We start from the raw sequence: 24,064 nt of genomic DNA on the forward strand, positions 1-24,064 counted from the left end.
CATGGAGCTGGACTTCGGGCCCGCGGTACGCGAACTCCGCGACGAAGTGCGGGACTGGCTCGCCGCACACCTGGTGGGGGAGTTCGCCGAGCACCGCGGCGTGGGCGGCCCCACCGACGGGGAGGCCTGGGAGGTCCGCCTCGCCTGGGACCGCGAACTGTCCGCCGGGCGCTGGCTGGGCGTGGGCTGGCCGCAGGAGTTCGGAGGCAGAGGCCTCGGCCTCCTGGAGGAGATCGTCTTCGAGTACGAGTACGCCCGCGCCAACGCCCCCTACCGGGCAACGGTCAACGCCCTCGACCTCCTGGGCCCGATGCTGCTCCAAATGGGCAGCGAGGCACAGCAGAGACGCTTCCTGCCGCCCATCCTCGCCGTCCGGGAACTGTGGGGACAGGGCTTCAGCGAACCGGGAGCCGGCTCCGACCTCGCCTCGGTCCGCACCCGGGCGGAACGCGACGGCGACGAGTGGGTGGTGAGCGGACAGAAGGTGTGGACGTCCTTCGGTGTCCACGCGGACTGGCTGTACGTCCTCGCCCGCACCGACCCGGATTCCCTCCGGCACAAGGGCCTGACCCTGCTGCTCCTGCCCACGGACCAGCCGGGCGTGGAGATCCGCCCCATCCGCAACCTCGCCGGCCAGGACGAGTTCGCCGAGGTGTTCCTCTCCGACGCGCGCACCGCCGCCGACATGGTCGTGGGCGAGGTCGGTCAGGGCTGGCGCACGGCGATGGGCACCCTCGGCATCGAACGCGGCACCACGCTCCTGCCCCAGCAGCTCACCTTCGAGCGGGAGGCCGAGGCGTTGATCGACCTGGCCCGTGAACGGGGAGCACTCGACGATCGGATGCTGCGCCGGCGGATCGTGGACGCCTGGATCTCCGTACGCATCATGCGGACGACCAACCTGCGGACCCTCGCCGAACTCACCACCGGCCGGGCCCCGGGAGCGCAGGCCACCACCGCGAAGCTGTACGCCTCGACCCGCCACCAGCAACTCGGCCACCTGGCAACGGAGTTGGCGGGTCCCGCCGGCCAGATCGTCGCCGAGGACTACCGCCTGGACACCCGGCAGCGCTCCTTCCTGCTCTCCCTGGCGGAGACGATCTACGGCGGGTCGAGCGAGATCCAGCGCAACATCATCGGCGAGCAACTCCTCGGGCTGCCGAAGGAACCCCGCCCATGACGACTGCCGAGGAGCGCATCGACTTCCTCGACCGTATCGACCGCATCGAATCGCACCTGGCCATCCAGCAACTTCCCATCCGCTACGCGCTCGCCGTCGACGCCCGGGACCTCGACGCCTGGGCCGGCTGCTTTCGCCCCGACGTCGACATGGGCCGCCACGGCCACGGACGGCAGGCCCTGCGCCGCCACATCGACCCCCTGGTCCGTGGCTTCCGCCGCTCCGTGCACCAGATCTGCGGCCACCGCGTCGAGTTCACCGGCCGTGACACGGCGACCGGCGCGGTCTACTGCAGGGCCGAGCACGAGGTGGGGGACCGGTGGATCGTGATGGCGATCTGCTACCGGGACGAGTACGCGCGTGTGGACGGCGAGTGGTACTTCTCCCGGCGCCGTGAACAGCACTGGTACGCGGCCGACGTGACGGAGCGCCCCCAGTCGGTGGACTTCGACGGCTGGGAGGGATCAGGGAAACCGGCACTGCCCGAGGCCTTCCCCTCCTGGGCGCCCTTCTGGAAGGAGACGTGATGGCACGGTTGTCCGGGAAAACGGCGCTGGTCACCGGGGGAGGACAGGGAGTGGGACGCGGCATCGCACTCGCCCTGGCCGCCGAGGGCGCGGCCGTGGTGATCACCGGCCGCACCGAGACCACACTGAAGGACACGGCCGACGAGATCACCGGGCGCGGCGGCCGGGCGCATCGCGTCGTCGGGGACGTGGGGGAGCGGGACGACGTGGACCGCATGGTGGCCGAGACGGTACGGGAGTTCGGCGGCCTGGACGTGCTCGTCAACAACGCCCAGTCCTCCGTCCAGCGCCGGCTGGAGCAGACGTCGTACGCCGACCTCGAACTCACCTACCGCAGCGGCCCGTTGGCCACGTTCCACGCGATGCAGGCGGCGCTGCCACACCTGAAGGCGAGCCGAGGCAGCGTGGTGAATCTCGGGTCGTCGGCCGCCGTGCAGGGCGAGGCGACCTTCGCGGCGTACGCGATGGCCAAGGAGGCGGTCCGGGGGCTGACGAAGGTGGCCGCGCGGGAGTGGGGGGCGTACGGGATCCGTGTGAACGTCGTCTGCCCGGCCGCGCTGAGTCCGGCGGCGGAGGCGTACTTCGCAGGGCACCCGGAGAGGGCGGAGACGGTGCTCGCCGGTATCCCCCTCGGCCGGATGGGTGATCCGGAGAGGGACATCGGCCGGGCGGTGGTCGCGCTCGTCAGCGAGGACATGGCGTACTTGACGGGGGCGACGCTGATGCTGGAGGGCGGCCGAACACTGCTCGGCTGATCCGGCCTTTCTCTCGCCCCCGCAACTCCCGCAACCGCTCCTCCGTCACCCCGGCCAGCCGACCCAGCACCTCCCCCGTATGCTCCCCCAGCGCCGGCGGCGCCACATACCCCTCCACAGGAGTCCCCCCGAACCGAATCGGATTCGCCAGCATCGGCAGCCGCCCGGACACCGCGTCCTCGACCTCGACCAGCATCCCCCGATGCCGTATCTGCGGGTCGTCGAACACCTCGGGCATCTCGTTGAACGGCCCCGCAGGGACACCGTGTTCGTCCAGTACAGCGAGCCACTCGTCCCGCGTCCGGGTCCGCAGGACATCCGCCAGCACCGGCAGGATCTCCTCGCGATGCGTGATCCGCGCGGACGTCGTGGCGAACCGCGGATCCTGGAGCAGATCGGTGCGGCCGGCCGCCGCGCAGAACGCGGCGAACTGCTTGTCGTTGCCCGCGACAAGGAAGAGCTGCTTGTCCGCGCACTGGAACGCCTGGGACGGAATCCCGCCGTATCCGCCGTTGCCACGCCGCTGCGGAACCTCACCGGAGACCAGGTAGTTCATCGCGAAGTGCGACAGCGAGGCCAGGCCGCAGTCCAGCAGGGAGAGGTCGATGTACTGGCCCTCGCCGGTGGCGTCCCGGTGCCGCAGGGCCGCGAGCAGGGCCGTGGAGGCGTACAGCCCGGTGAGGATGTCGACCATGCTGACGCCGACCTTCATCGGTTCGTCGGGGTGCCCGGAGACGCTCATCATCCCGGACATGGCCTGGAAGACACCGTCGTAGCCGGGGCGTTCGGCGTACGGCCCGGTCTGTCCGAAGCCGGTCACCGACAGGTACACCAGCCGCGGGTTGAGCTGCCGCAGGCTTTCCTGGTCGAGCCCGTACTTCGCCAGTGTCCCCGCCCGGAAGTTCTCGACGACCACGTCCGACCGGGCGGCGAGCGCCCGGATGAGTTCCTGTCCCTCGGGGGTGGCGTGGTTGACGGTGACCGACCGTTTGTTGCGGTTGCAGGCGAGGTAGAAGGCGGCGGTGTCCGTCCGGTCGCCCTCGGGACCGGGTGCGAAGGGCGGGCCGTAGGTGCGTGAGTCGTCGCCGGCTCCGGGCCGCTCGACCTTGATCACCTCGGCGCCCAGGTCGGCCAGCATCTGGGTGGCGAGCGGTGCGGCGAGGATGCGGGACAGATCGAGGACACGGATCCCGGCCAGCGCGGTCGACGGCATCGAGGTGCCTCCCTGAACGACTAACAGTCGAATGAGTTAGATAAATGATACATCCAGCGCCTGTCTCCAGTCCGTATCATTGCCTCAACTAGCTGATTCATGTAACTATATCGATCGGCCGACAGGCCAGGACCGGAGGGCGTGCTGATGACCGTCGCGGCGAGAACCCTCACCGACCAGGAGCAGCGTGAACGCCGTACATGGTTCAGGGCTCGCTGGGAACGCGGGGTCGCCTTCAACCGCCTCTGCCGCATCCGCGTGACCCGCTGGGACCCGGACGCCGTGGAGATCGAGCTTCCCTACGCCGAGTCGCTCTCCGCCCACGAGGGCGTCTTCCACGGCGGAGTCGTCTCGGCGCTCATCGACACCGCGGGCGCCGGAGCCGTCATCGCCGGGCACGACTTCGCGAAAGGGAGTCTGCTCAGCACCGTGTCGATGTCGGTGCAGTTCCTCGCGCCGGCGCGAGGCCGTCAGGCCGTCGCCTACGCACGTTGCGTACGACGCGGGGGCAGGCTGCACTTCGCCGATGTCGACGTGATGACCGACGGCCGCATCTGTGCGCGGGGGCAGGTGGTGGTGACCATCTCCGGGGAGCGACCGGGCGTCGGCGACCCGATCGAAGCACTGGACATCGAACCGCTGGACGAGGAGTGACGTGATGCCCGTGGAATCCGTGGAACCGGTGGTGTCCGCCGAGGACCGGGACCTGGTGCTGTACGAGGTCGACGAGGACGGCGTCGCCACCGTCACCCTGAACCGGCCCGAGCGCAAGAACGCGTGGAGCATCCCCATGGAGCGCCGCTTCTTCGCGCTCCTGGACGAGGCCGCGCACGACCCGGCCGTCCGCGTGGTGATCGTCACGGGCGCGGGCAGGGCCTTCTGTCCCGGAATGGACGTCCAGCGCCTGGAGCAGAACTCCCAGCCCGGACAGTCCCTCAACCTCCAGGCCCGCGTGCCCATGTACAGCAGGCGCGACATGCCGAAGCCGATGATCGCCGCCGTCAACGGCGCCTGCGCGGGCATCGGCCTGGTCCAGGCGCTCATCTGCGACGTCCGCTTCGCCGCCCGGGGGGCCCGCTTCACCACCGCCTTCACCCGCCGGGGCCTGGCCGGTGAGTACAACCTGCCGTATGTCCTGCCACGCGTCATCGGCCTGGAGAACGCGCTCGACCTGCTGTTGTCCGGCCGGGTGTTCGACGCCGACGAGGCCAAGGACCTCGGTCTGGTCAGCCGCGTCGTGGAGCCCGGCGACCTGCTCGACGCCGCCCGCGCCTACGCCCGGGACATCGCCCGCAACTGCTCCCCGCGCGCCATGGCCGTCGTACGCCACCAGGTGTACGGCGACCTCGACCGCGCCTTCACCGACGCCCTCGCCCGCTCCTACTCCGCGATGGAGTTCTTCGCGGGCTCCCCGGACTTCCGCGAGGGCGTCGCGAGCTTCGTGGAGAAGCGCGAGCCGAAGTTCGAGGGACTCCCGCCGGACTTCGACCCGGACGAGGCCACCCGCGACGCGTTCCTGCCGTACTGACCTAGGAGCACACGAACATGACAGGGCAGCCGTTCCCCGTAGAGGCCGGGCACATCATGATGTTCGCCCGGGCCATCGGCGACGAGAACCCCGCCTTCCAGGGCGAGGCCCCGCTCGCGCCGCCCACCTTCACCATGGCGAGCGCCCACTACGACCCCGACTATCACCTGCGGCCGAAGCCCGGCGAGGAGTGGTTCGGGTCGGGCGCGGATCCCGGCGTGATGACCGAGGGCGGCGGCGGGCTGCACGCCGAGCAGCACTTCGAGTACCACCGCCCGGTACGCGCCGGCGAGACCCTCTACGCGCACTTCCACCTCGGCCGCAGCTGGGAGAAGCAGGGCCGCAGCGGCCGGCTGCTCTTCAGCGAACGCATCACCGAGTACCGGGACGCGGCCGGTGAGCCCGTCGTCAGCGCCAAGACCGTGGCCGTCGTGCCGGAGGGCCCCGCCACCCGAAAGGACGACGCCCGATGAGCCTGACCAGGGACGACATCAAGGTCGGCGAGATCCGCGAGAGCGTCCTCGTCGACGACCTCAAGCGCACCCGGATCGTGCAGTACGCGGGCGCGTCCGGAGACTTCAACCCGCTGCACACCGACGAGCGGTTCGCCGTCGAGGCCGCCGGATATCCCGGGGTCTTCGCCCACGGGATGCTGACGATGGGCATGAGCGGCCGCGTCCTGACCGACTGGGTCGGTACCGAGTCACTGCTCCGGTTCGGTGTGCGCTTCAAGGCCCAGGTCTGGCCCGGCGACACCCTCACCGCGACGGCAACCGTCGAGTCGATCGAGGACACCCCGGACGGCCCGGTCGCCCACTTCACGCTGCGCACCCTCAACCAGGACGGCGCCGAGGTGGTCACCGGCACCGCGGCGGCCCGCCTGGAGCCCTGAGCCGATGGGCGCCGCACCGGAGGCACCCGCCGCCACCTGGACCGCCATGGTGAACCGCGCCTACGACCACACCCGGCCCGCCGTCCGGTTCGGCGACCTGACCTGGACCGGACGCGAACTCCTCGACCGGTCGGCCGGCGCGGCCGACTGGCTGGACACGCTCGGCCTCGAACCCGGCGCACCGGTACCGGCGTTGGCGGCCACATCCGCCGACGCGCTCGCCCTGGTGATCGGTGCGGCCGGGTCCGGTCATCCGCTCGCTCCGCTCGGCGTCCGGATGACCGCACATGAGATCGCGTCGGTGGTGAGCGCCACGACCTCCGAAGTCCTGTTGGCACAGCCGGAGTTCGCGGACCTCGGCCGGCAGGTCGCCGGACTGTCCGGCCGCCGGGTCGCCGTCCTTCCCGAACTGCACTGCAGCGCACGGGAGTTGATGGCCGCCCCGGAAGAACTCGCTGCGGTCCTTCACACCTCAGGGACCACCGGCCTGCCCAAACCCGTCCCCATGGCCCAACGACGCCTGGCCGCCCGGGCACGCGTCAACGGGAGCCTGTGCGCACTCGACCCGGAAAGCTTCTACGGCGGCAGCGCGCCCTTCCACCACATCGCCGGCCTCGGCAACATCGCTGTCGCCCTCGCCGCGGGCGCCCTGGTCACCGGCCTGCCCCGCTTCACCGTCGAGGGCTGGGCCCTGCTGCGGGAGCTCGGCACCACCCACACCAGCATGGTCCCGGCGATGCTGGAGACCCTGCTGGCCGCCGGCCGGGCCGGTCACGAGACGCTGCGAACCCTTCAGTACGGGGGTGCGCCGATCCGCCCCGGCACCCTGCGCCGTACGTACGAGGCGATGCCCGGCGTCCGCATGCTCAACATGTTCGGCCAGACCGAGGGGTCACCGATCAGCGTGCTCACCCCCGAGGACCACCGGGAGGCCGTGGCGGGACGCCCCGAACTGCTGCGGTCGGTGGGGCGTCCCGCCCCCGGCGTCGAGGTCAGGGTCGACGAGCCCGGTGCGGACGGTGTCGGCGAGATCCACGCCCGCGCCGACCATTTCTTCAGGATCGACGCCGAGGGCTGGCTGCACAGCGGCGACCTCGGCCGGGTGGCGCCCGACGGCTGTCTCTACCTCCTCGGCCGACGCACCGACATGATCATCCGTGGTGGTGAGAACGTCCACCCGCTGGAGGTCGAGACGATTCTCGCGGCCCACCCGGAGGTGGCGGACGTGGCCGTCGTCGGCGTACCCGACGAGCGGCTCGGTCAGACCGTCGTCGCCTTCGTCGTACCGGCCGACCCCACCGCCCCACCGGAGCCCGAGGCGCTCCGGCACCACACCCGCGCCCGGCTGTCCGGGTTCAAGGTTCCCGTCCGCTGGTGGTTCGTGGACGACCTGCCGCGCAACGCGAACGGCAAGGTCGTCCGCCGCCTGCTGCGGGAGCCGTACTGAGGAGGAACCAGTGCCCGACCACGTCGACGAGGTGGACCCGCAGCGACTCGACACGCTCCTGAACCGGATCCGCCGGGAGGTCGAACGCGGCCCCCTGCCGTCCGCTCAGGTCGCCGTCGCCCGCGGCGGCCGGCTGCTCGCCTTCGAGACCTACGGTGACGCAGGCCCCGGCACCCGGTACGTGCTGCAGTCGGTCGGACGGTCGATCGTCGCGGGCGTGGTGTGGAAGCTCATCGGCGACGGGCTGCTGGACGTCGGTGAGCAAGTCGCCGCGATCATCCCCGAGTTCGCGCCGAACGGGAAGGAAGCGGTGACGGTCGAGCAGGTGCTCACGCACACCGCCGGATTCCCCTTCGCACCCCTCGGCCTGCCCAAGATGCTGGACCGAGAGCAGCGCCTCGCCGCGTTCGGCCGCTGGCGGCTGGACTCGCCGCCGGGCACCCGCTTCCAGTACCACCTCACCTCGGCCGCCTGGCTGATCGCCGAGATCGTCGAGCGGCGCACGGGCCTGGCCTTCGCCGACCATCTGCGCCAGGCGATCACGGAACCACTGGGACTGACGTCGATCGAACTCGGGGTCCCCGTGGAGCGTCAACCGGGCACGGTCGCCCCGATGCTCGCCACCGACCGCACCAGCGACGAGCAGGAACCCGATCCGTGGGGACCGTGGTACCTGTCCGATCCGAGGGTCCTGGCGGCCGGAGAACCCAGCCATGCCCTGGTCGCCACCGCCGCCGACGTCGCACTGTATTTCCAGGCACTGGAGCACTCGGGCCTGTGGAAGCCGGGCGCGGTGGCCGAGGGCACCCGGATCCGGTTCACGGAGTACCCGTACGGCGAGCAGATCTACGGCGGTGGCGGTGAACGCCGTACCAGCATGGGGCTGTTCGTCACCGTGGCCGGACCCGACGCGGGGAGCAACCTGCCGTCCACGGGGTCACCCGCGCTCTTCGGCAGTGCCGGCGCCGCCTACCAACTGGGCTTCATGGACCCGGAGTCGGGCCTGTCCTTCGCCTGTCTGAGCAACGGCTACCCGCTCGCCGGCTACGACCACTCGCCGCGCGGAACCGCCCTGCTCTCCGACATCGCGAACCTGGCGGCGGGCCTGGTCGGCTGACCAGGCCCGCCGCCAGGCGGGGTTGCGACGCTCAGCGGCTGATCAGCTGCTGAGCGTTGTTGTACATGATGTCGTCCTGGACGGACTCGTCGAGCTCCGAGATGAGCTTGCGGAAGTCGGCCGGGTTGGCCAGGCCCTCCGCGTGCGGGAAGTCGGAGCCCATGACGATCGACTCGTGGTAGCCCAGCCGCTTGACGAGGGCCACGGTGTCGTCCTCGGGGTAGGGCACCACGCGGACGTGCTTGCGGAAGACCTGGCTGGGCCGCTCGTCCAACTGCCCGCCCGCCCAGGGCCCGTTGCGGCCCATGCCCCGGCTCTTGTCCATGTGGCGCACGAAGTGCGGCACCCACTCGGCGCCGAACTCGGACACCAGGACGTTGATGTCGGGGAACCGGCCGAAGAGGTTGTCGAAGATCAGCGCGGACAGCGTCTCCTCGATGGGGCGCTGGCCGTAGGTGTTCTGCCACTGCCAGGCCGACATCCGGAAGTGGATGGGGTTCGGGTCGAAGCCCCAGGCCGGTGCCACCTGCGAGTTGTAGTAGAACTCGCTGATGTGGTAACAGACGCTCGCCTTGGCCTCGTTGACCAGTTTCCAGAACGGGTCGAAGTACGGGTCGCCCGGCGAGCGGCCGTAGACAGGCCCGGTGGGCAGCAGGATGAAGCGGGCGCCCTGTTCCAGGACGAACTCCAGCTCCTTGACCGCGCTGGGCAGATCGCGCAGTGAGAGCAGGGCGGGGGCGTAGATGCGTTCCTGGTGGTTGAAGCCCCACACCTCGTTCATGTACCGGTTGAACGAGTGGTAGTTGGCGTAGAGCGGTTCGACGCCCTTCACATACTCCTCGGCGACCAGTGCCCAGCCGCCGGGATACATGATCGTCTGGTCCAGGCCCTGCTCGTCCATGACCCGCAGCCGGGCGTCACGGTTCTGGTACGACTCGTGCATCGGCTCGAACTGGTAGGTCTCGTCCGGGTTGCCCGAGGCCATCGCCTTGAGCATCTCCTTCAGTGAGCCGGGACGGTAGACCTGCCCGAACTCCGGTTCGAGGCATACGACGATGCGGTCCCCGGCGAGGATCACCTCCCGTCCGTCCGGCAGCGTCACCGGTGCGACGGCCGAACCGAGGAACTCCTTCGGGAGGTAGCGGGTGAAGGAGTCCCGTTCCTCGTACATGTGCTGGTCGCAGTCGAAGATGCGCTTGCGCTGTTCGGCCATGGCCGTCGCCTCCGGACCCCAAGGATCTATTCAGTACGCCTCCTATAATTATCTAACTGTTTCCAGGAGGCAAGGGGTGGGTTCGGAATGATGGCGAAGGGCAGGTCAGTCGATCAGTTCGAGGACCGTCTTGGGCCCGGCGGCGTTCACGACGTCGTCCGCGCTGGAGATGTGCCGCTGCCAGAGCTTCTCGGCCTCGTCCGCCTTGCCGGACTCGATGAGGCCGACCAGCCGCACATGCGCGCGGTGCCCCTTGAGGGCCTGGGCCTTCTGGGTCTTGGCGTCGGCGGCGCCCGCGGTGTACGCGGCGTTGGCCCGGTCGATGATGTTGCGGAGCATGCTGCACAGCAGGATCAGCGTCTGGTTGCCGGTGAGCTCGACCAGAAGCGCGTGGAAGGCGTCCTGCGCGTCGACGAGGGCGAGCGGGTCGTCCAGGGCGGACTTCTCGGCCGCCACCGCCTCGCGCAGTCGCGCGATGTCGTCCGCGGTGTGCTTGGTGGCGAGCTGGGCGGCGCACGGCGGCTCGATGAGGGCCGCCGCGCGGTAGATGTCGCCCAGGGTGGCGCCGCGGTACTCGAGGATCAGGCCGGCGTAGCGGGCGGCGACATCCGCGTCCGGTGCGCTCACCCGGGCGCCGCCGTGGGCGCCGCGGCGCACCGTGATCAGGGACTCCGACTCCAGGACGCGGAACGCCTCGCGCAGGGTCGGACGCGAGATCCCGAACTGCTCCATCAGGCCCGACTCCGGCGGCAGCGCGTCGCCGGGGTTGATCTCGCCCCGCACGATCTGGCGGCGCAGGTGGGCGGCGACCAGTTCGGCGGTCTTCGGTACCCGCACCTGGCGTCCGACACGGGCACGGGAGAGGGCGGGCGCGGCCGCCGTTTCTGCTGCACGGGCTGCCTCGGCCACGATGGGTGCTCCTTGTCCCGGGATATAGCAAAATGAATAGGCTTAGTGCATGGAGGATACCAGGTCAAGGGTTGGGTGATCTTCTCTTTGCGAGGGGCCGCTCTGGTGTCCGGGGCATCCGTGAGATATAGATGATTCATCTAGCTATAAACCTGGCTGTCAGGCCAACGGGCCCGTGGGAGTGACACTCGATGACCGAGAATCCGACCTCGCCCCCGGTGATCCTCACCGAACTCACCGACGACGGGGTCATGCTGCTCACGCTGAACCGGCCCGAGCGGCACAACGCCTGGACGCTGGAGATGGAGCTGCTCTACAACGAGTTGTTCGACCGGGCGGAGAACGACCCGGGCGTCCGGGCCGTGGTGCTCACCGGCGCCGGACGCAGTTTCTGCCCGGGGATGGACATGAGCGTGCTGGACGGGGCGTCCTCCGGCGCCCGCCCGTGGCCGACGGACCAACTGCCCCCGCGTACCCGTCCCATGTCCTTCCCCAAGCCGGTCGTGGCGGCCGTCAACGGTGCCTGCGCGGGCATCGGGTTCAACCAGGCGCTGATGTGCGACGTCCGGTTCGCCGTGCCGGGCGCCAAGTTCGCCGCCGCCTTCAGCGCACGCGGTCTGGTGGCCGAGGACGGCGTTTCCTGGCTCCTGCCCCGCCTGGTCGGCTACGGCAACGCCGCCGACCTGCTGCTGTCCTCGCGTCGGTTCACGGGGACGGAGGCGCTGGCGATGGGCCTGGTCAACCGCCTGGCCGAACCGGAGGACCTTCTCCCGGCGGCGCTCGCGTACGCGACCGAACTGGCCCGCTCGGCCAGCCCGTACGCGATGTCCCTCATCAAGCGGCAGCTCGCCGACGACCAGGCGAGGACCTTCACCGACAGCCGCGACCATGCCGCCGCCCTCCTGGCCACGGCGAAACGCGCCCCCGACTACCGCGAGGGCGTGCTCAGCTTCATCGAGCGCCGGCCGCCGGAGTTCGCGGGACTCGGCGCGACGGTGCCGGAGCTGGCGGAGGCCTCGTCATGACCCGCGCCGAACTCCCGCTGCACCGCCGTACCGTCGCTGTCACCGCCTACGCGGAGGAGGGCGGCGACGAACTCTCGGTCGAGGCGGAGCTGTGCGACGAGCGGCCGTGGGCCGATCCGTCGGCCGCCGTGGTGCACCGGATGGTGCTGGCGGTGCGTGTCCGTCTCGCGGACATGGTGATCGTGGCCGCCGAGGCGGACATGCGGAGCTTCCCGCACGCCGAGTGCCCGCGCATCACGCCGGTCTTCGACTCTCTCGTCGGACTCTGTGTCGCCGCCGGGTACAACCGGGCGATCCAGGAGCGGTTCCGGGGGATCTCCGGGTGCACGCACCTGTACGAACTTGCGCGGGTGCTCGGCCCCGCGGTCGTCCAGGCTTCCCTTTCCGCCTTCGTCAGGCGCCGTGACGGGGGTGACGCCGCCGGCCCGAGCCCCGTCGCGGGTGTACTGAACAGCTGCCACATCTGGGCGCCGGACGGAGTGGGCCTGCGCAAGCTCGACGCGGGCTGGCGCCCGGGGACCGGGCCACGTCCGGTCCCGCCGCTGGAGACCCTGGAGCGTCAGCGGCCCAGGTAGGCGAGCTCGGGGAAGTGCCGCTGGTAGGCGTCCAGCAGACGCCTCGCGACGGTGTACGAGTCGACGAGGGGGTGGATGGTCAGGGCCCTGACGGCGTCCGCGCGTTCCCGGGTGGTGGCCGCCCGGATCACCGCGCGTTCGACGGCCTTGACCGAGCACACCAGCCCCGTGCCGTGCTCGGGCAGCGGGGCACCGGCGATGGGATGGGCGCCGTTGCCGTCCACATGGCAGGGGACCTCGATGACGGCGTCGTCGTCGAGGACGGGGATCCGGCCGCGATTGCGGACGTTGAGGATGAGCGTCGCCCGCTCGTCCAGGGCGATGGCCCGCATCAGCGCGAGAGCCACCTGTTCATAGCCGCCGGACTCCAGATCGCAGGAGTCACGTTCCCCCATGCCGACCGCGTCGCGGTTCTCCGCCATGTACGTGACCTCGCGCTCCAGCCGGGTGGCGTCCCAGGCCTTCCAGGCCGTACGGGGTTCCGGCACGGCGGAGCCGACGGTGTCCAGGGAGTCGTAGAAGCGCTGCTGCTGGGAGTGGAGGAAGGCACCCCGGGTCTGCTCGGCGGCCCCCGCCGAGCGCACCGACTCGCGGCCGAAGTAGTAGTAGTGCAGGTACTCGTTGGGCAGCGCGCCCAGCGTCCGCAGCAGGTCGGCGCCGAAGAGCTTGCCCTCCTCGAAGGAGGTCAGCGCGGCCTCGTCCGCCAGCAGGGACGGCAGCAGGTCCCGGCCCTCGGCGTACAGACCGCGCAGCCAGCCCAGATGGTTCAGCCCCACGTAGTCCAGCCGCACGCGCGCCGGATCTACGCCCAGCGCCCCGGCCGCGCGCCGGCCCAGGCCCACCGGGGAGTCGCAGATGCCGATCACCCGGTCGCCCAGGTGAGCGGTCATCGCCTCTGTCACCAGGCCGGCCGGATTGGTGAAGTTGATGACCCAGGCGTCGGGTGCCAGGGCGGCGACGCGGCGGGCGATCGCGACCGCCACCGGGACGGTGCGCAGCCCGAAGGAGATGCCGCCCGCACCGACGGTCTCCTGGCCCAGTACGCCTTCGGCGAGCGCGATGCGTTCGTCCGCCGCCCGGCCGGCGAGCCCGCCGACGCGGATCGCGGAGAACACGAAGTCCGCTCCGGTGACCGCCTCGTCCAGGTCGGTGGTGGCGGTGACGGCCGGCGGGTCGGGATGCCCGGCCGCCTGGTCGGCGAGGACCTTGCGGATGGCCGTCAGCCGGGAGGCGTCCAGGTCGTACAGGGTCACGTCGGTGACGCGTCCTTCGCCGTGGTCGCCGAGCAGCGCCCGGTAGACCAGCGGGACCCGGAAGCCGCCCCCGCCGAGGATCGTGAGTCTCATATTTCGACCACCTCGACTCCCGCCTCACGCAGGCGCGTACAGGTCTTCTCGTCCCCCGGGGCGTTGGTCACCACGATGTCCAGCTCCTCCGGACCGCACACCCGGGCCATTCCGGTGCCGGGGAACTTGCCCGCGTCGGCGACCAGGACCACCTGTGCGCTGGCGGCGATCATCGCCCGCTTGACGGGCACCTCCACGGCGGTGGTGTCCAGCACCTGCCCGTCGGGGCGCACCCCGCTGGTGCCCAGGAACAGCCGGTCGGCGTGGACCTGGCGCAGATTGTCCTCGGTGAGAAAACCGACCAGCGAGCGGTAGTCGCGCCGCACCACACCGCCCAGCAGGATCAGCTGGATCTCCTTGTCGTCCTGGAGCTCCTCGTAGACGGCCAGGTTGCTGGTGATCACGGTCAGGGACCGGCCGTGCAGCTGGCGGGCCACCCGGTGAGCGGTGGTGCCAATGTCGAGCAGCACGGTCTCGCCGTCCCTGACGAGGTTTGCGCACCACGCGGCCAGCGCGTCCTTCGCCTCGACCCGTTCCCCGGCCACGTCGGCGAACGGGTCGTCCTCGCCCACGACGGGCGCGGCACCGCCGTAGACCCTCTTCAGTAGTCCCTCGTCCTCCAGTTGCGCGAGATCGCGCCGGATCGTGGCCTCGCTCGCCCCGATCTTCTCGGCGAGGGAGACCACCGACGTGGGCCCGTCCGCGCGCAGGGCACGCAGGATCAGCAGATGTCTTCGGTCAGGGAGCATGCGGCAGACCATACTCGCGAACTCTCCAAACTCAAGCAAAGTCGCGCATGAATGTCTCGATACTCGCTTGACCCTTGTCAAACCCGCGCACCGGGTGCACTCTCTTGCGTAATTCGGAGCCCAGGTCCGGACCCCACTCCGGTCGGCCGAAGCGGACGAACGGCATATTCCGCCGTCATGGACGCGTCGGCACCGTCTGAGAGGACCAGGTCGCACACCCCGGGTGGCTGAAGGGTTAACCACCCACGCCGATGCTCTTCAGCCACCCGGCCTTCCGCCGCGCCCCCCACCGCGGCTCTGACACGCAGGTCCCTCCGGACACCCCGAACCCACCGAGCACACCGAAGCCAGGAGAAGAACGTGGACCTTTCCCGCAGACGATTCCTTCAGGCCGCCGTACTGACGGCCGCCACTGCAGGGGCCACCGCAGCGTGCGGCGGCGGCTCCGGATCGAGCGGCAGCAAGGACAGCAAGAACCTGGCCCTCTGGTACTGGTCGGGCGGCCTGAGCGACAAGGTCGTCGCGGACGCCAAGAAGCACTTCTCCGACATCACCCTCAAGACGTCCGTGGTCGGCGGCGACTTCAAGACCAAGCTGCTCACCGGCCTGCGGGCCGCCCAGTCCGCGCCCGACATCACCGGCGTCAAGGGCGAGGACATCGCCTCCTTCCTGCCGAACGCCGACCGCTTCATCGACCTGAAGACCGTCGGCGCGGACAAGCTGGTTCCGCAGTACCTGGCGTGGAAGCTGAAGCAGGCCACCACGCAGGACGGCAAGCTCATCGGCTTCCCGATCGACATCGGCCCCTGCGCCACCTTCTACCGCGAGGACCTCTTCGCGAAGGCGGGTCTGCCCACCGACCCCGCCAAGGTCTCCGCCGAACTGTCCACCTGGGACGACTACTTCAAGGCCGGCGTCGAACTGCACAGGGCGCTCCCGAAGACCTTCCTGATCAACAACATCGGCTCGGTGTTCTCGATGATGATCGGCCAGGGCACCCAGCGGTTCATCGACGCCGACAACAAGTTCATCGGCGACCAGGACCACATCCGCACCGCCTGGACCACCGCCGTGAAGCCCTACACCCTCGGTATCGACGCCAAGATCAACGACAACACCTGGAACGCCGCGATCAGCAACGGCGCCCTGGGCACCGAGATCGGCGCCGCCTGGCACGCCCTCGACATCAGCAACGCCGCCCCGGGCACCAAGGGCAACTGGCGGGTGGCGAACCTGCCGGGAGGGCCGTCCAACCTCGGCGGGTCCTTCCTGGCGATACCCGCGACCAGCGGCAACCCCGAAGAGGCCTTCAAGATCATCAGCTGGATCCTCAGCCCGGAGAACCAGGCTCGCGGCTTCACCGACGCGGCCCTGTTCCCGACCGCCCCGGCCGCGTACAAACTGCCGGCGCTGACCGGCGGCGACGCCTTCTTCGGCGGCCAGAAGACCATCGAGATCTTCGGTCCGGCGGCCGAGAAGATCCCCGCGGCCTACGAGGCACCGGCCGACGCGGCGGTCTCCGCGCCCTACTTCAGTGAGCTGACCAGCATCGAGGCCAAGGGCAAGGACCCCGACGAGGCCTGGAAGGACGCGGTGAGCCAGGCCAAGCAGATCGCCGAGCGTCAGGGAGTGAAGTGACATGTCGTCAACCCCGGTAGCCGGCCCGGCACCCACCGGACCGACCTCCGGATCCGACACCGGCCGCGCCCGCCGACCGGCTCCGGACCGCCCGCGCGGCGGTCCGGGCCGGCCGGGCCGCCGGATCCGGCCGGTGTCGGCCGGGCCCCGGCAGGGCCCGCCGCGGCGGGTCGCCAGGCACTGGCCCCAGTACCTGGCCATCTCGCCGTACTACCTGATCTTCTCGGTCTTCATGCTGTTCCCGGTGCTCTACACCGTGTACCTGGCGTTCCAGAAGTGGGACGGCATCGGAGACATGCACTTCGTCGGGTTCCAGCAGTTCCGCTTCCTCTGGGACGACCCGATCTTCTGGCTGTCCGTGCGCAACACCCTCGTCATCTGGGTGCTGTCGACCGTGCCGATGCTCTTCCTGGCGCTCGTGCTCGCCGTGCTGGTGAACTCCACCAAGCGCTTCACGGCCTTCTACCGGGTCGCCCTGTTCATCCCCAGCATCACCTCGCTGGTGGCCATCGCGATCTTCTTCGGAGCGATCTTCAGCAACAACTTCGGCCTCATCAACGCCATCCTCAGGTCGCTGCACATCTCGGCCGTGCCGTGGATGAGCAACGAGTGGACCATCAAACTGGTGATCGCGGCGCTGATGACCTGGCAGTGGACCGGGTACAACGCCATCATCTATCTGGCCGGCCTGCAGGCGATCCCCTCGGAGGTCTACGAGGCCGCCCGGATGGACGGCGCCGGACCGGCCCGGATCTTCTTCTCCATCACGATCCCGCTGCTGCGGCCCATCATCCTGTTCACCGTGGTGGTCTCCACCGTCACCGGTCTGCAGAGCTTCACCGAACCCCAGGTGCTGTTCGGCAGCGAGGCGGCCACCAACCCCAACTCCGGCGGCCCGGGCCAGGCCGGTCTGACCACGTTGCTGTACTTCTACCACCAGGCCTTCGACAACAACGACTTCGGCTACGGCGCCGCCATCGTCTGGGCCTTCTTCCTGCTGATCCTGCTCATCGTCCTCGTCAACTGGCGTCTGGTGCAGCGTAAGGAGCGACGATCGTGAACGGCATCAACCGCAAGCGCGTCCGGGGACTGAGCGTCCACGTCATCCTGATGCTCGGCGTGGTCATCTCGGTGTTCCCGTTCTACTGGATCGTCGTCATGGCGACGAACACCTCGCAGGACATCTACAGCTACCCGCCGAAGCTGTGGTTCGGCGGCAACCTGGTGACCAACATCCAGCACCTCTTCGACAGGATGGACTTCTTCGGATCGCTGTTCAACACGGTGACCGTCGCGGTCTGTACGACGGCGCTGGTGCTGTTCTTCGACTCGCTGGCGGCCTTCGCCTTCGCCAAGTACGACTTCCCCGGCAAGAAGTTCTTCTTCGGCGTGCTGTTGTCGATGTACCTGCTACCGACGCAGCTGGCGATCATCCCGCAGTACGAGATCATGGTGCAGCTGGGCTGGCTGGGCACCCTCAAGGCACTCATCGTGCCGGCCGCGGCCAATGCCTTCGGCATCTTCTGGATGCGCCAGTACACCACCACCAGCGTCCCCGACGAACTGCTGGACGCCGCGCGCATCGAGGGCGCCGGGTTCTTCCGGCTGTACTGGCACGTCGTACTGCCGTGCGTCCGCCCGGCCCTGGCGTTCCTCGGCATCTACACCTTCATCGCCGCCTGGAACGACTACATCCTGCCGTTGGTGATGCTGGTCAACCCGGACCGCCTCACCCTCCAGGTGGCGCTGGCCCAGCTGTACGCCGGCCACTCCACCGACTACAGCATGGTGATGTCGGGGGTGCTGCTGTCGGTCATCCCGCTGGTGCTGGTGTTCACCTTCTTCGCCCGCGGGTTCATCGCCGACGCGACGAAGGGGGCCCTACGCTGATCCTGCCGCGTGCGGCCGGTGCTCAGGCTCTCGGCTCACGCGGCAGGCCCAGCACCTTCTCCGCGAGGATGTTCCGCTGCACCTGTGACGTGCCCGCGTAGATGGTGCCCGAGCGGGCGATCAGGTACGTCGTCGACCAGGACGCCGAGGAGTTCGCGGCGCCCGGGTCGTCGGCGCGGTAGGTGCGCAGGGGCGGGCGGCCGACCGGCACCTGGCCGTGCAGGCCCATGATGTCCATCGCCAGATCGGTGACCACGGTGTGGTACTCGCTCCAGTACAGCTTGGCGATCGACGACTCCGGGCCCGGCTCGGCGCCCTTGAGCCAGCCGGTGAGGATCCGGTACCCGAGGTAGCGCATGATCTCGACCTTGGACCAGCACCAGGCGATGCGCTGGCGGATGACGGGGTCGGTGTCCTTGCCGTGGAGGCGGGCCAGCTCGACGAGACGTTCGACCTCCGCCTTGAAGAGGACGGGATTTGTCGCCGCCTCCTCCCCGCGCTCCACGCCCAGCAGGCTCTGGGCGACGGTCCAGCCGTTGTCGACGCCCCCGACGACGAGATCGGCGCGGGTGCGGGCGCCGCTGAAGAACACCTCGTTGAAGTGCAGCTGCCCGCTCATCATGCGGAACGGCCGCACCTCGACACCGGGCTGCTTCAGCGGTACGAGGAGGAACGAGATGCCCCGGTGCCGGGACGCCTCCCGGTTCGTGCGGGCCAGGACGAAGATCCAGTCGCAGTGGTGGGCGCCGGAGGTCCACACCTTCTGGCCGTCGATCACCCACTCGTCGCCATCCCTGTCGGCGCGCGTCGTGAGCGACGCGAGGTCCGACCCCGCGTCCGGCTCGGAGTAGCCCTGGCACCAGGTGTCCTCGCCGCTGAGGATCCGGGGGAGGAAGTACGCCTTCTGCTCGTCGGTGCCCCACCGCAGAAGTGTGTTCGCCAGCATCTTCACGCCGAAGGTGTCCTGCGGCAGCCCGAACGGCACACCGGCCAGGGCGAGTTCCTCCATCAGGACGACCTGGTGGAGCTTGGACAGGCCGCGTCCGCCGTACTGCTCGGGCCAGGTGAGCGAGAGATACCGGCGTTCGGCGAGCAGTCGGCGCCAGTCGCGGGCGAAGGCCCAGGCCGCGTCCTCGTCCAGGGCGCCGATGCCCTTCCAGTCCGGCGGCAGCGTCTCGGCGAGGAACTCCCTGACCTCCGTGCGGAACGCCTCGGCCTCCGGGGGATAACTGATGTCCACCTGGCTTCTCTCCTCGTCCGGCCCCGCCCGCACAGCTCATCGCTGTATTGATTGTTTCAGCATAATAGGTTATCTATTTGAGAGGAATAGAAGCGTCGAGCCAGGGGCGGGCTGACATGGGACTGCTGGACGGCCGGGCCGCGGTGATCACCGGCGGCGCACAGGGCATCGGCTTCGAGATCGCCGGAGTCCTCGGCGCCGAGGGCGCGTCCGTGGTCCTCGGCGACATCGACGCCGACGCGGCGGCCAAGGCCGCCGAAGTCCTGGCCGAAAACGGCGTGGCCGCCACCTCGCTGCGCTGCGACGTCACCGACGAGAACGAGGTCGCCGCCCTCGTGGCCCACTGCGCTGACACCTTCGGGCCGGTCGGCGTCATGGTCAACAACGCCGGAATCACCCGGGACGCGACCCTGCGCAAGATGGCACTCGCCGACTTCCGCGCCGTGGTCGACGTCCACCTCACCGGCGCCTGGAACGGCACCCGGTACGCGGCCGAGGCGATGCGCGCGCACGGACAGGGTGGCAGCATCGTCAACATCTCCTCCATCGCCGGCAAGGTCGGCAACTTCGGCCAGACGAACTACAGCGCGGCCAAGGCCGGACTCGTCGGCCTCACCAAGTCCTCCGCCAAGGAGCTCGCGAAGGCGGGCATCCGCGTCAACGCCGTACAGCCCGGTCTGATCCGCACCGCCATGACCGAGGCGATGCCCCAGGCCGCCTGGGACGCGAAGCTCGCCGAGATCCCCATGGGCCGCGCGGGCGAACCCGCCGAAGTCGCCCAGGTCGTCCTCTTCCTCGCCTCCGACATGGCCGGCTACGTCACTGGAGCCGTCGTCGAGGTGACCGGCGGACGGTACATGTGATTACTCACGAAAGGCATGCCTGATGCCCGCCCTCCTGCGTGACGCGGTGATCTGCGAACCCGTGCGTACACCTGTCGGTGGCTACGGAGGCGTCTTCCGCGACGTGCCGGCGACCGAGCTCGCCGCCACGCTCGTACGCGCCGTACTCGACCGTACGGGCATACCGCCCGCCGCAGTCGACGACATCCTCCTGGGCCAGTGCTATCCCAACGGCGAGGCCCCCGCCATCGGCCGCGTCGCCGCCCTGGACGCCGGACTGCCCGTGGAGGTGCCGGGACTGCAGATCGACCGCCGCTGCGGTTCCGGACTCCAGGCGATCATTACCGCGGCGATGCAGGTGCAGACCGGCGCGAGCGACCTCGTCCTGGCCGGGGGTGTCGAGTCCATGAGCCAGGCCGAGTTCTACACCACCGACGTGCGCTGGGGGGTGCGAGGCGCCGGTACGACGCTGCACGACCGGCTGGCCCGCGGCCGCGTCACGTCCGGCGGCGTCAACCACCCCGTCGCCGGGGGCATGCTGGAGACCGCCGAGAACCTGCGCCGCGCGTACGCCATCCCCCGCGAGGAACAGGACCTGCTCGCCCTGCGCTCGCACGAGAAGGCGGTTGCGGCCCAGCGCGAGGGCCGGTTCGCCGACGAGATCGTGCCCGTCACCGTGCGCACGCGGAAGGGCGAGACCGTCGTCGACACGGACGAACACCCGCGCCCGGACTCCTCGTTGGAGAAGCTGGGGAAGCTGCGTCCCGTCCTCGGCCGGCAGGACCGGGACGCGACCGTCACGGCCGGCAACGCCAGTGGACAGAACGACGGCGCCGCCCTGTGCGTCGTGACCCACCCCGAGCGCGCCGCCGAACTCGGCCTGCGCCCGCTGGGCCGCCTGGTCTCCTGGGCCGTCGTCGGCGTACCGCCCGAGACGATGGGTATCGGCCCGGTGCCCGCCACGGCCAGAGCCCTGGAGCGGGCGGGACTGAAGCTCGCCGACATCGACCTGATTGAACTCAACGAGGCCTTCGCCGCCCAGGTACTGGCCTGCACCCGCGAATGGGGCCTGGCCGAGACCGACTTCGAGCGGTTCAACGTCAACGGCTCCGGCATCTCCCTGGGCCACCCCGTCGGCGCCACCGGCGGCCGCATCCTCGCCACCCTGCTGCGCGAGCTGGACCGACGCCAGGCCCGCTACGGCCTCGAAACCATGTGCCTCGGCGGCGGCCAGGGCCTGGCCGCCGTCTTCGAAAGGCCGACCGACGGCACCAACACTCCTGGAGGACGCTGACATGGCCGGACTGATCGCCTACGGCGCCTATGTGCCGTACCACCGCCTGGCCCGCGCGGACGTGGCCGCCGTACTCGGCGACAAGGGAGGCAAGGGAACCCGCGCGGTCGCTGGCTACGACGAGGACACCACGTCGCTGGCCGTCGAGGCGTCCCGCACCGCCCTCGCCCGCGACGGCCTGCGCGCCCGCATCGGGCAGCTCTTCCTGGCCACCGCCGCGCCCGCCTACCTCGACAAGACGAACGCGACCGCCGTCCACGCGGCGCTCGGCCTCGACGAACACGTCCTCGCCGCCGACATGGCCGGCTCCGTCCGCTCCGGACTCGGCGCACTCGTCACCGCCGCGCGCTCCCCGGTCCCGACCCTCGCGGTCCTGTCCGACCTGCGCACCGGCCTGCCCGGCGGCGCCGACGAGACCGCCGGTGGTGACGGCGCGGCGGCCTTCGTCTTCGGCGGGCACCGCAACGGCGCTCCCGTGATCGCCGAACTGCTCGCCCACGACACGGTCAGCGACGAACTCCTCGACCGCTGGCGCCTGCCCGCCGCCGCCACCTCCCGGGTCTGGGAGGAGCGCTTCGCCGAGGAGATCTACATCTCCCTGGCCGACAAGGCGCTCACCGCCGCCCTCGACCACGCAGCCCTCGACATCGGGGCGATCGACCACTTCGTGGTCGCGGGCCTGCACGCACGCGCGTGCGCGACGGTACGCCGGACAGCGGGCGTACGCCCCGAGGCGGCGACCCCGGACCTCGCCGAGGCGATCGGCAACGCCGGCACCGCCCAGCCCGGCCTGCTCCTCGCCGACGTCCTGGACCGTGCCCGCCCCGGCGAGGTCATCGCGCTGCTCGTCCTCGGCGACGGCGCCGGAGTCCTTCTGCTGCGCACCACCGACGCACTCCCGGCCCACCGCAGCGCCCGCCCGGTCGCCGCGCAGATCGCTGCGGGCAGCGACCCCATCCCGTACGCCACCTACCTCACCTGGCGCGGCCTCCTCGACCGCGAACCACCCCGCCGCCCCGACCCCGAACCGCCCTACGCGCCGCCCGCCCACCGCCGCACCGCCTGGAAGTACGGCTTCGTCGCCTCCCGTTGCGAGAAGTGCGGCACCCGGCATCTGCCGCCCGACCGGGTGTGCACCTCCTGCCGAAGCGTCGACGCGATGACCGGCGAGCCGATGGAACACGTACGCGGCACGGTCGCCACGTTCACCGTGGACCGGCTGGCCCACACTCCGAGCCCGCCGATGCTCGTCGTGGTCGTCGACTACGACGGCGGCGGCCGGTTCCGCTGCCAGCTCACCGACGCGACGGAGGCGGACGCCGTCATCGGCGCCCGGGTGGAGATGACGTTCCGCCGCACGGTCACCGCCGCCGGCATCCACAACTACTTCTGGAAAGCCCGGCCGGTGCGCGTCGACGAGACCGGCGCCACCGACCGTACTGACGAGACCGAGGAGACACACGGATGAGCTCACACGGAATCCGGGACCGGGTCGCGATCGTCGGCATGGGCTGCACGCCCTTCGGCGAACACTGGAACCGCTCGGCGGACGACCTCCTGATCGACGCCGTCGGCGAGGCGGTCACCTCGGCCGGCGTCACCCTCGACGACATCGACGCGTTCTGGTTCGGCACCCAGGCCTCCGGCGTGTCCGGGCTGACCCTGAGCCGGGCGCTCCATCTGCCCAACAAGCCGGTGACCCGCGTCGAGAACATGTGCGCGACCGGCTCCGAGGCCCTGCGCAACGCCTGCTACGCCGTCGCCTCCGGCGCGTACGACATGGCCATGGCGGTCGGCGTGGAGAAACTCAAGGACTCCGGCATGTCCGGGCTGTCCGGCACCGCCATCCCCGGCGCAGGCGACGACAGCCGCGGCGAGGTCACGGCCCCCGCCAACTTCTCCCTGCTCGCCCCCGCCTATGCCGCGAAGTACGGCCTGGGGGAGGAGGAGATGAAGGACGTCATCACCCGGATCGCCTGGAAGAACCATGTCAACGGGGCCCGCAACCCCCGCGCCCAGTTCCGCAAGGAGGTCTCCCCGGAGCGCATCCGGTCGGCGCCGATCGTCGCGGGCATGCTCGGCGTGTTCGACTGCTCGGGAGTCTCGGACGGCTCGGCGGCGGCGATCGTCGTACGCGCCGAGGACGCCTACCGGTACACCGACAGGCCGATCTTCGTGAAGGCGCTGTCCTTCGTCGCCGGTCCGGCGGACGGACTCCTCGACCCGGCCTACGACTTCACCACCTTCCCCGAAGTCGTCGCCTCCGCGCAGGAGGCCTACCGCCAGGCCGGCGTCACCGACCCGCGCGCCGAACTCGCGCTCGCGGAGGTCCACGACTGCTTCACACCGACCGAGCTGGTGCTGATGGAGGACCTGGGCTTCTCCGCGCGCGGCCAGGGCTGGAAGGACGTCACCAGCGGGGCGTTCGACCTGGACGGCACGCTGCCGGTCAACCCGGACGGCGGCCTGAAGGCCTTCGGCCACCCCATCGGCGCCTCGGGCCTGCGCATGATGTTCGAGGCCTGGCTCCAACTGCGCGGCGAGGCACCGCCCGAGCGGACCGCCAGGTCCGTGGCCGAGGGGCGCTCGCTCGCCCTGACGCACAACCTCGGCGGCGGACCCGGCGAATGCGTCTCCTTCGTGTCGATCGTCGGCAGTCAACTCACCAAGTAGGGAAGGCGGTT

At 70.1% G+C, this 24,064-nt stretch carries 24 protein-coding genes; 18 read left to right on the forward strand and 6 right to left on the reverse strand.

The features are described from left to right. Position 1 precedes the first annotated feature (1 nt). The 3 genes from ABZ855_RS34870 to ABZ855_RS34880 are packed head-to-tail and all read left to right on the forward strand — an operon-like array spanning position 2 to position 2,462. Positions 2-1,180, forward strand: coding sequence for an acyl-CoA dehydrogenase family protein (locus tag ABZ855_RS34870; RefSeq protein WP_360813706.1), 1,179 nt, complete (start codon positions 2-4; stop codon positions 1,178-1,180). Then, positions 1,177-1,707, forward strand: coding sequence for a nuclear transport factor 2 family protein (locus tag ABZ855_RS34875; RefSeq protein WP_360813708.1), 531 nt, complete (start codon positions 1,177-1,179; stop codon positions 1,705-1,707). Before ABZ855_RS34870 ends, ABZ855_RS34875 begins: the two co-directional genes overlap by 4 nt. After that, positions 1,707-2,462 (forward strand): SDR family oxidoreductase, encoded by a 756-nt coding sequence (locus tag ABZ855_RS34880; protein ID WP_360813710.1) that lies wholly within the window; start codon positions 1,707-1,709, stop codon positions 2,460-2,462. Before ABZ855_RS34875 ends, ABZ855_RS34880 begins: the two co-directional genes overlap by 1 nt. Here the strand turns inward: ABZ855_RS34880 and ABZ855_RS34885 are convergent. Further along, positions 2,392-3,675, reverse strand: a complete 1,284-nt coding sequence (locus ABZ855_RS34885) for a CoA transferase (protein WP_360813712.1) — start codon at positions 3,673-3,675, stop codon at positions 2,392-2,394. The genes ABZ855_RS34880 and ABZ855_RS34885 overlap by 71 nt on opposite strands. Positions 3,676-3,822: 147 nt before the next feature. On the opposite strand from ABZ855_RS34885, the gene ABZ855_RS34890 reads away from it, so the two are divergent. Genes ABZ855_RS34890 through ABZ855_RS34915 form a run of 6 tightly spaced genes read left to right on the forward strand, consistent with a single transcriptional unit; the run spans position 3,823 to position 8,659 of the window. Next, a complete protein-coding gene (locus ABZ855_RS34890) occupies positions 3,823-4,329 on the forward strand; it encodes a PaaI family thioesterase (RefSeq protein ID WP_360813799.1) in 507 nt (168 codons plus the stop codon). 4 nt (positions 4,330-4,333) lie between these two features. Continuing rightward, positions 4,334-5,203, forward strand: coding sequence for an enoyl-CoA hydratase-related protein (locus ABZ855_RS34895; RefSeq protein ID WP_360813714.1), 870 nt, complete (start codon positions 4,334-4,336; stop codon positions 5,201-5,203). Positions 5,204-5,220: 17 nt separating this feature from the next. Next, positions 5,221-5,676 carry a MaoC family dehydratase N-terminal domain-containing protein gene (locus ABZ855_RS34900; RefSeq protein ID WP_360813716.1) on the forward strand — a complete coding sequence of 152 codons (456 nt, stop codon included), beginning with the start codon at positions 5,221-5,223 and terminating at the stop codon, positions 5,674-5,676. Further along, positions 5,673-6,095, forward strand: coding sequence for a MaoC/PaaZ C-terminal domain-containing protein (locus ABZ855_RS34905; protein WP_360813718.1), 423 nt, complete (start codon positions 5,673-5,675; stop codon positions 6,093-6,095). Before ABZ855_RS34900 ends, ABZ855_RS34905 begins: the two co-directional genes overlap by 4 nt. 4 nt (positions 6,096-6,099) lie before the next feature. Then, a complete protein-coding gene (locus ABZ855_RS34910) occupies positions 6,100-7,542 on the forward strand; it encodes a class I adenylate-forming enzyme family protein (protein WP_360813720.1) in 1,443 nt (480 codons plus the stop codon). 10 nt (positions 7,543-7,552) lie between these two features. Next, positions 7,553-8,659 carry a serine hydrolase domain-containing protein gene (locus ABZ855_RS34915; RefSeq protein WP_360813722.1) on the forward strand — a complete coding sequence of 369 codons (1,107 nt, stop codon included), beginning with the start codon at positions 7,553-7,555 and terminating at the stop codon, positions 8,657-8,659. Between the two features lie 31 nt (positions 8,660-8,690). Here the strand turns inward: ABZ855_RS34915 and ABZ855_RS34920 are convergent, their stop codons facing one another. Next, entirely contained in the window at positions 8,691-9,872 is a 1,182-nt protein-coding gene (locus ABZ855_RS34920) for an amidohydrolase family protein (RefSeq protein WP_360813724.1), read from the reverse strand. A gap of 105 nt (positions 9,873-9,977) precedes the next feature. Beyond that, a complete protein-coding gene (locus ABZ855_RS34925; protein WP_360813726.1) occupies positions 9,978-10,781 on the reverse strand; it encodes an FCD domain-containing protein in 804 nt (267 codons plus the stop codon). 191 nt (positions 10,782-10,972) lie between these two features. Here ABZ855_RS34925 and ABZ855_RS34930 point away from each other — a divergent pair, with 191 nt between their 5' ends. After that, a complete protein-coding gene (locus tag ABZ855_RS34930) occupies positions 10,973-11,806 on the forward strand; it encodes an enoyl-CoA hydratase-related protein (RefSeq protein WP_360813728.1) in 834 nt (277 codons plus the stop codon). Next, positions 11,803-12,381 (forward strand): DUF2889 domain-containing protein, encoded by a 579-nt coding sequence (locus ABZ855_RS34935; protein ID WP_360813730.1) that lies wholly within the window; start codon positions 11,803-11,805, stop codon positions 12,379-12,381. Before ABZ855_RS34930 ends, ABZ855_RS34935 begins: the two co-directional genes overlap by 4 nt. Here ABZ855_RS34935 and ABZ855_RS34940 read toward each other — a convergent pair. Continuing rightward, positions 12,366-13,727, reverse strand: a complete 1,362-nt coding sequence (locus ABZ855_RS34940; RefSeq protein ID WP_360813732.1) for a 6-phospho-beta-glucosidase — start codon at positions 13,725-13,727, stop codon at positions 12,366-12,368. The two genes, ABZ855_RS34935 and ABZ855_RS34940, sit on opposite strands and share 16 nt — an antisense overlap. Further along, complete coding sequence (locus tag ABZ855_RS34945; RefSeq protein ID WP_360813734.1) at positions 13,724-14,476, reverse strand: DeoR/GlpR family DNA-binding transcription regulator; 753 nt, start codon at positions 14,474-14,476, stop codon at positions 13,724-13,726. The genes ABZ855_RS34940 and ABZ855_RS34945 overlap by 4 nt, the downstream gene beginning before the upstream one ends. Before the next feature lie 360 nt (positions 14,477-14,836). Here ABZ855_RS34945 and ABZ855_RS34950 point away from each other — a divergent pair, with 360 nt between their 5' ends. From ABZ855_RS34950 to ABZ855_RS34960, 3 genes are read left to right on the forward strand one after another with little or no spacing between them, the layout of a single operon-like run. Further along, the gene (locus ABZ855_RS34950; RefSeq protein WP_360813736.1) at positions 14,837-16,114 is read left to right on the forward strand and encodes an extracellular solute-binding protein; all 1,278 of its coding nucleotides are present in this window, start codon (positions 14,837-14,839) and stop codon (positions 16,112-16,114) included. A 1-nt stretch (position 16,115) separates the two neighbouring features. Then, a complete protein-coding gene (locus ABZ855_RS34955) occupies positions 16,116-17,174 on the forward strand; it encodes a sugar ABC transporter permease (RefSeq protein ID WP_360813738.1) in 1,059 nt (352 codons plus the stop codon). A 50-nt stretch (positions 17,175-17,224) separates the two neighbouring features. Beyond that, entirely contained in the window at positions 17,225-18,004 is a 780-nt protein-coding gene (locus tag ABZ855_RS34960) for a carbohydrate ABC transporter permease (RefSeq protein WP_360813801.1), read from the forward strand. 22 nt (positions 18,005-18,026) lie between these two features. Here the strand turns inward: ABZ855_RS34960 and ABZ855_RS34965 are convergent, their stop codons facing one another. Beyond that, positions 18,027-19,244 (reverse strand): acyl-CoA dehydrogenase family protein, encoded by a 1,218-nt coding sequence (locus ABZ855_RS34965; RefSeq protein WP_360813740.1) that lies wholly within the window; start codon positions 19,242-19,244, stop codon positions 18,027-18,029. A 116-nt stretch (positions 19,245-19,360) separates the two neighbouring features. Between ABZ855_RS34965 and fabG the strand changes: the two genes are divergently transcribed. Genes fabG through ABZ855_RS34985 form a run of 4 tightly spaced genes read left to right on the forward strand, consistent with a single transcriptional unit; the run spans position 19,361 to position 24,053 of the window. Then, the gene (gene fabG, locus ABZ855_RS34970) at positions 19,361-20,107 is read left to right on the forward strand and encodes a 3-oxoacyl-ACP reductase FabG (protein ID WP_360813742.1); all 747 of its coding nucleotides are present in this window, start codon (positions 19,361-19,363) and stop codon (positions 20,105-20,107) included. Between the two features lie 22 nt (positions 20,108-20,129). Continuing rightward, positions 20,130-21,380: an acetyl-CoA C-acetyltransferase gene (locus ABZ855_RS34975; protein WP_360813744.1), complete on the forward strand. Its 1,251-nt coding sequence runs from the start codon at positions 20,130-20,132 to the stop codon at positions 21,378-21,380. 1 nt (position 21,381) lies between these two features. After that, a complete protein-coding gene (locus ABZ855_RS34980; protein ID WP_360813746.1) occupies positions 21,382-22,848 on the forward strand; it encodes an OB-fold domain-containing protein in 1,467 nt (488 codons plus the stop codon). After that, positions 22,845-24,053 (forward strand): acetyl-CoA acetyltransferase, encoded by a 1,209-nt coding sequence (locus ABZ855_RS34985; RefSeq protein ID WP_360813748.1) that lies wholly within the window; start codon positions 22,845-22,847, stop codon positions 24,051-24,053. Before ABZ855_RS34980 ends, ABZ855_RS34985 begins: the two co-directional genes overlap by 4 nt. Positions 24,054-24,064: the final 11 nt, after the last annotated feature.

This window comes from Streptomyces sp. NPDC047042 (assembly GCF_040644035.1).
GTDB lineage: Bacteria > Actinomycetota > Actinomycetes > Streptomycetales > Streptomycetaceae > Streptomyces.

Excerpts from the sequence above, each read along its gene's own strand:
- ABZ855_RS34870 (WP_360813706.1), top strand. The coding sequence starts at position 2 with ATGGAGCTGGACTTCGGGCCCGCGGTACGCGAACTCCGCGACGAAGTG.
- ABZ855_RS34875 (WP_360813708.1), top strand. The coding sequence starts at position 1,177 with ATGACGACTGCCGAGGAGCGCATCGACTTCCTCGACCGTATCGACCGC.
- ABZ855_RS34880 (WP_360813710.1), top strand. The coding sequence starts at position 1,707 with ATGGCACGGTTGTCCGGGAAAACGGCGCTGGTCACCGGGGGAGGACAG.
- ABZ855_RS34885 (WP_360813712.1), bottom strand. The coding sequence starts at position 3,675 with ATGCCGTCGACCGCGCTGGCCGGGATCCGTGTCCTCGATCTGTCCCGC.
- ABZ855_RS34890 (WP_360813799.1), top strand. The coding sequence starts at position 3,823 with ATGACCGTCGCGGCGAGAACCCTCACCGACCAGGAGCAGCGTGAACGC.
- ABZ855_RS34895 (WP_360813714.1), top strand. The coding sequence starts at position 4,334 with ATGCCCGTGGAATCCGTGGAACCGGTGGTGTCCGCCGAGGACCGGGAC.
- ABZ855_RS34900 (WP_360813716.1), top strand. The coding sequence starts at position 5,221 with ATGACAGGGCAGCCGTTCCCCGTAGAGGCCGGGCACATCATGATGTTC.
- ABZ855_RS34905 (WP_360813718.1), top strand. The coding sequence starts at position 5,673 with ATGAGCCTGACCAGGGACGACATCAAGGTCGGCGAGATCCGCGAGAGC.
- ABZ855_RS34910 (WP_360813720.1), top strand. The coding sequence starts at position 6,100 with ATGGGCGCCGCACCGGAGGCACCCGCCGCCACCTGGACCGCCATGGTG.
- ABZ855_RS34920 (WP_360813724.1), bottom strand. The coding sequence starts at position 9,872 with ATGGCCGAACAGCGCAAGCGCATCTTCGACTGCGACCAGCACATGTAC.
- ABZ855_RS34930 (WP_360813728.1), top strand. The coding sequence starts at position 10,973 with ATGACCGAGAATCCGACCTCGCCCCCGGTGATCCTCACCGAACTCACC.
- ABZ855_RS34935 (WP_360813730.1), top strand. The coding sequence starts at position 11,803 with ATGACCCGCGCCGAACTCCCGCTGCACCGCCGTACCGTCGCTGTCACC.
- ABZ855_RS34940 (WP_360813732.1), bottom strand. The coding sequence starts at position 13,727 with ATGAGACTCACGATCCTCGGCGGGGGCGGCTTCCGGGTCCCGCTGGTC.
- ABZ855_RS34945 (WP_360813734.1), bottom strand. The coding sequence starts at position 14,476 with ATGCTCCCTGACCGAAGACATCTGCTGATCCTGCGTGCCCTGCGCGCG.
- ABZ855_RS34955 (WP_360813738.1), top strand. The coding sequence starts at position 16,116 with ATGTCGTCAACCCCGGTAGCCGGCCCGGCACCCACCGGACCGACCTCC.
- ABZ855_RS34960 (WP_360813801.1), top strand. The coding sequence starts at position 17,225 with ATGCTCGGCGTGGTCATCTCGGTGTTCCCGTTCTACTGGATCGTCGTC.
- fabG (WP_360813742.1), top strand. The coding sequence starts at position 19,361 with ATGGGACTGCTGGACGGCCGGGCCGCGGTGATCACCGGCGGCGCACAG.
- ABZ855_RS34975 (WP_360813744.1), top strand. The coding sequence starts at position 20,130 with ATGCCCGCCCTCCTGCGTGACGCGGTGATCTGCGAACCCGTGCGTACA.
- ABZ855_RS34980 (WP_360813746.1), top strand. The coding sequence starts at position 21,382 with ATGGCCGGACTGATCGCCTACGGCGCCTATGTGCCGTACCACCGCCTG.
- ABZ855_RS34985 (WP_360813748.1), top strand. The coding sequence starts at position 22,845 with ATGAGCTCACACGGAATCCGGGACCGGGTCGCGATCGTCGGCATGGGC.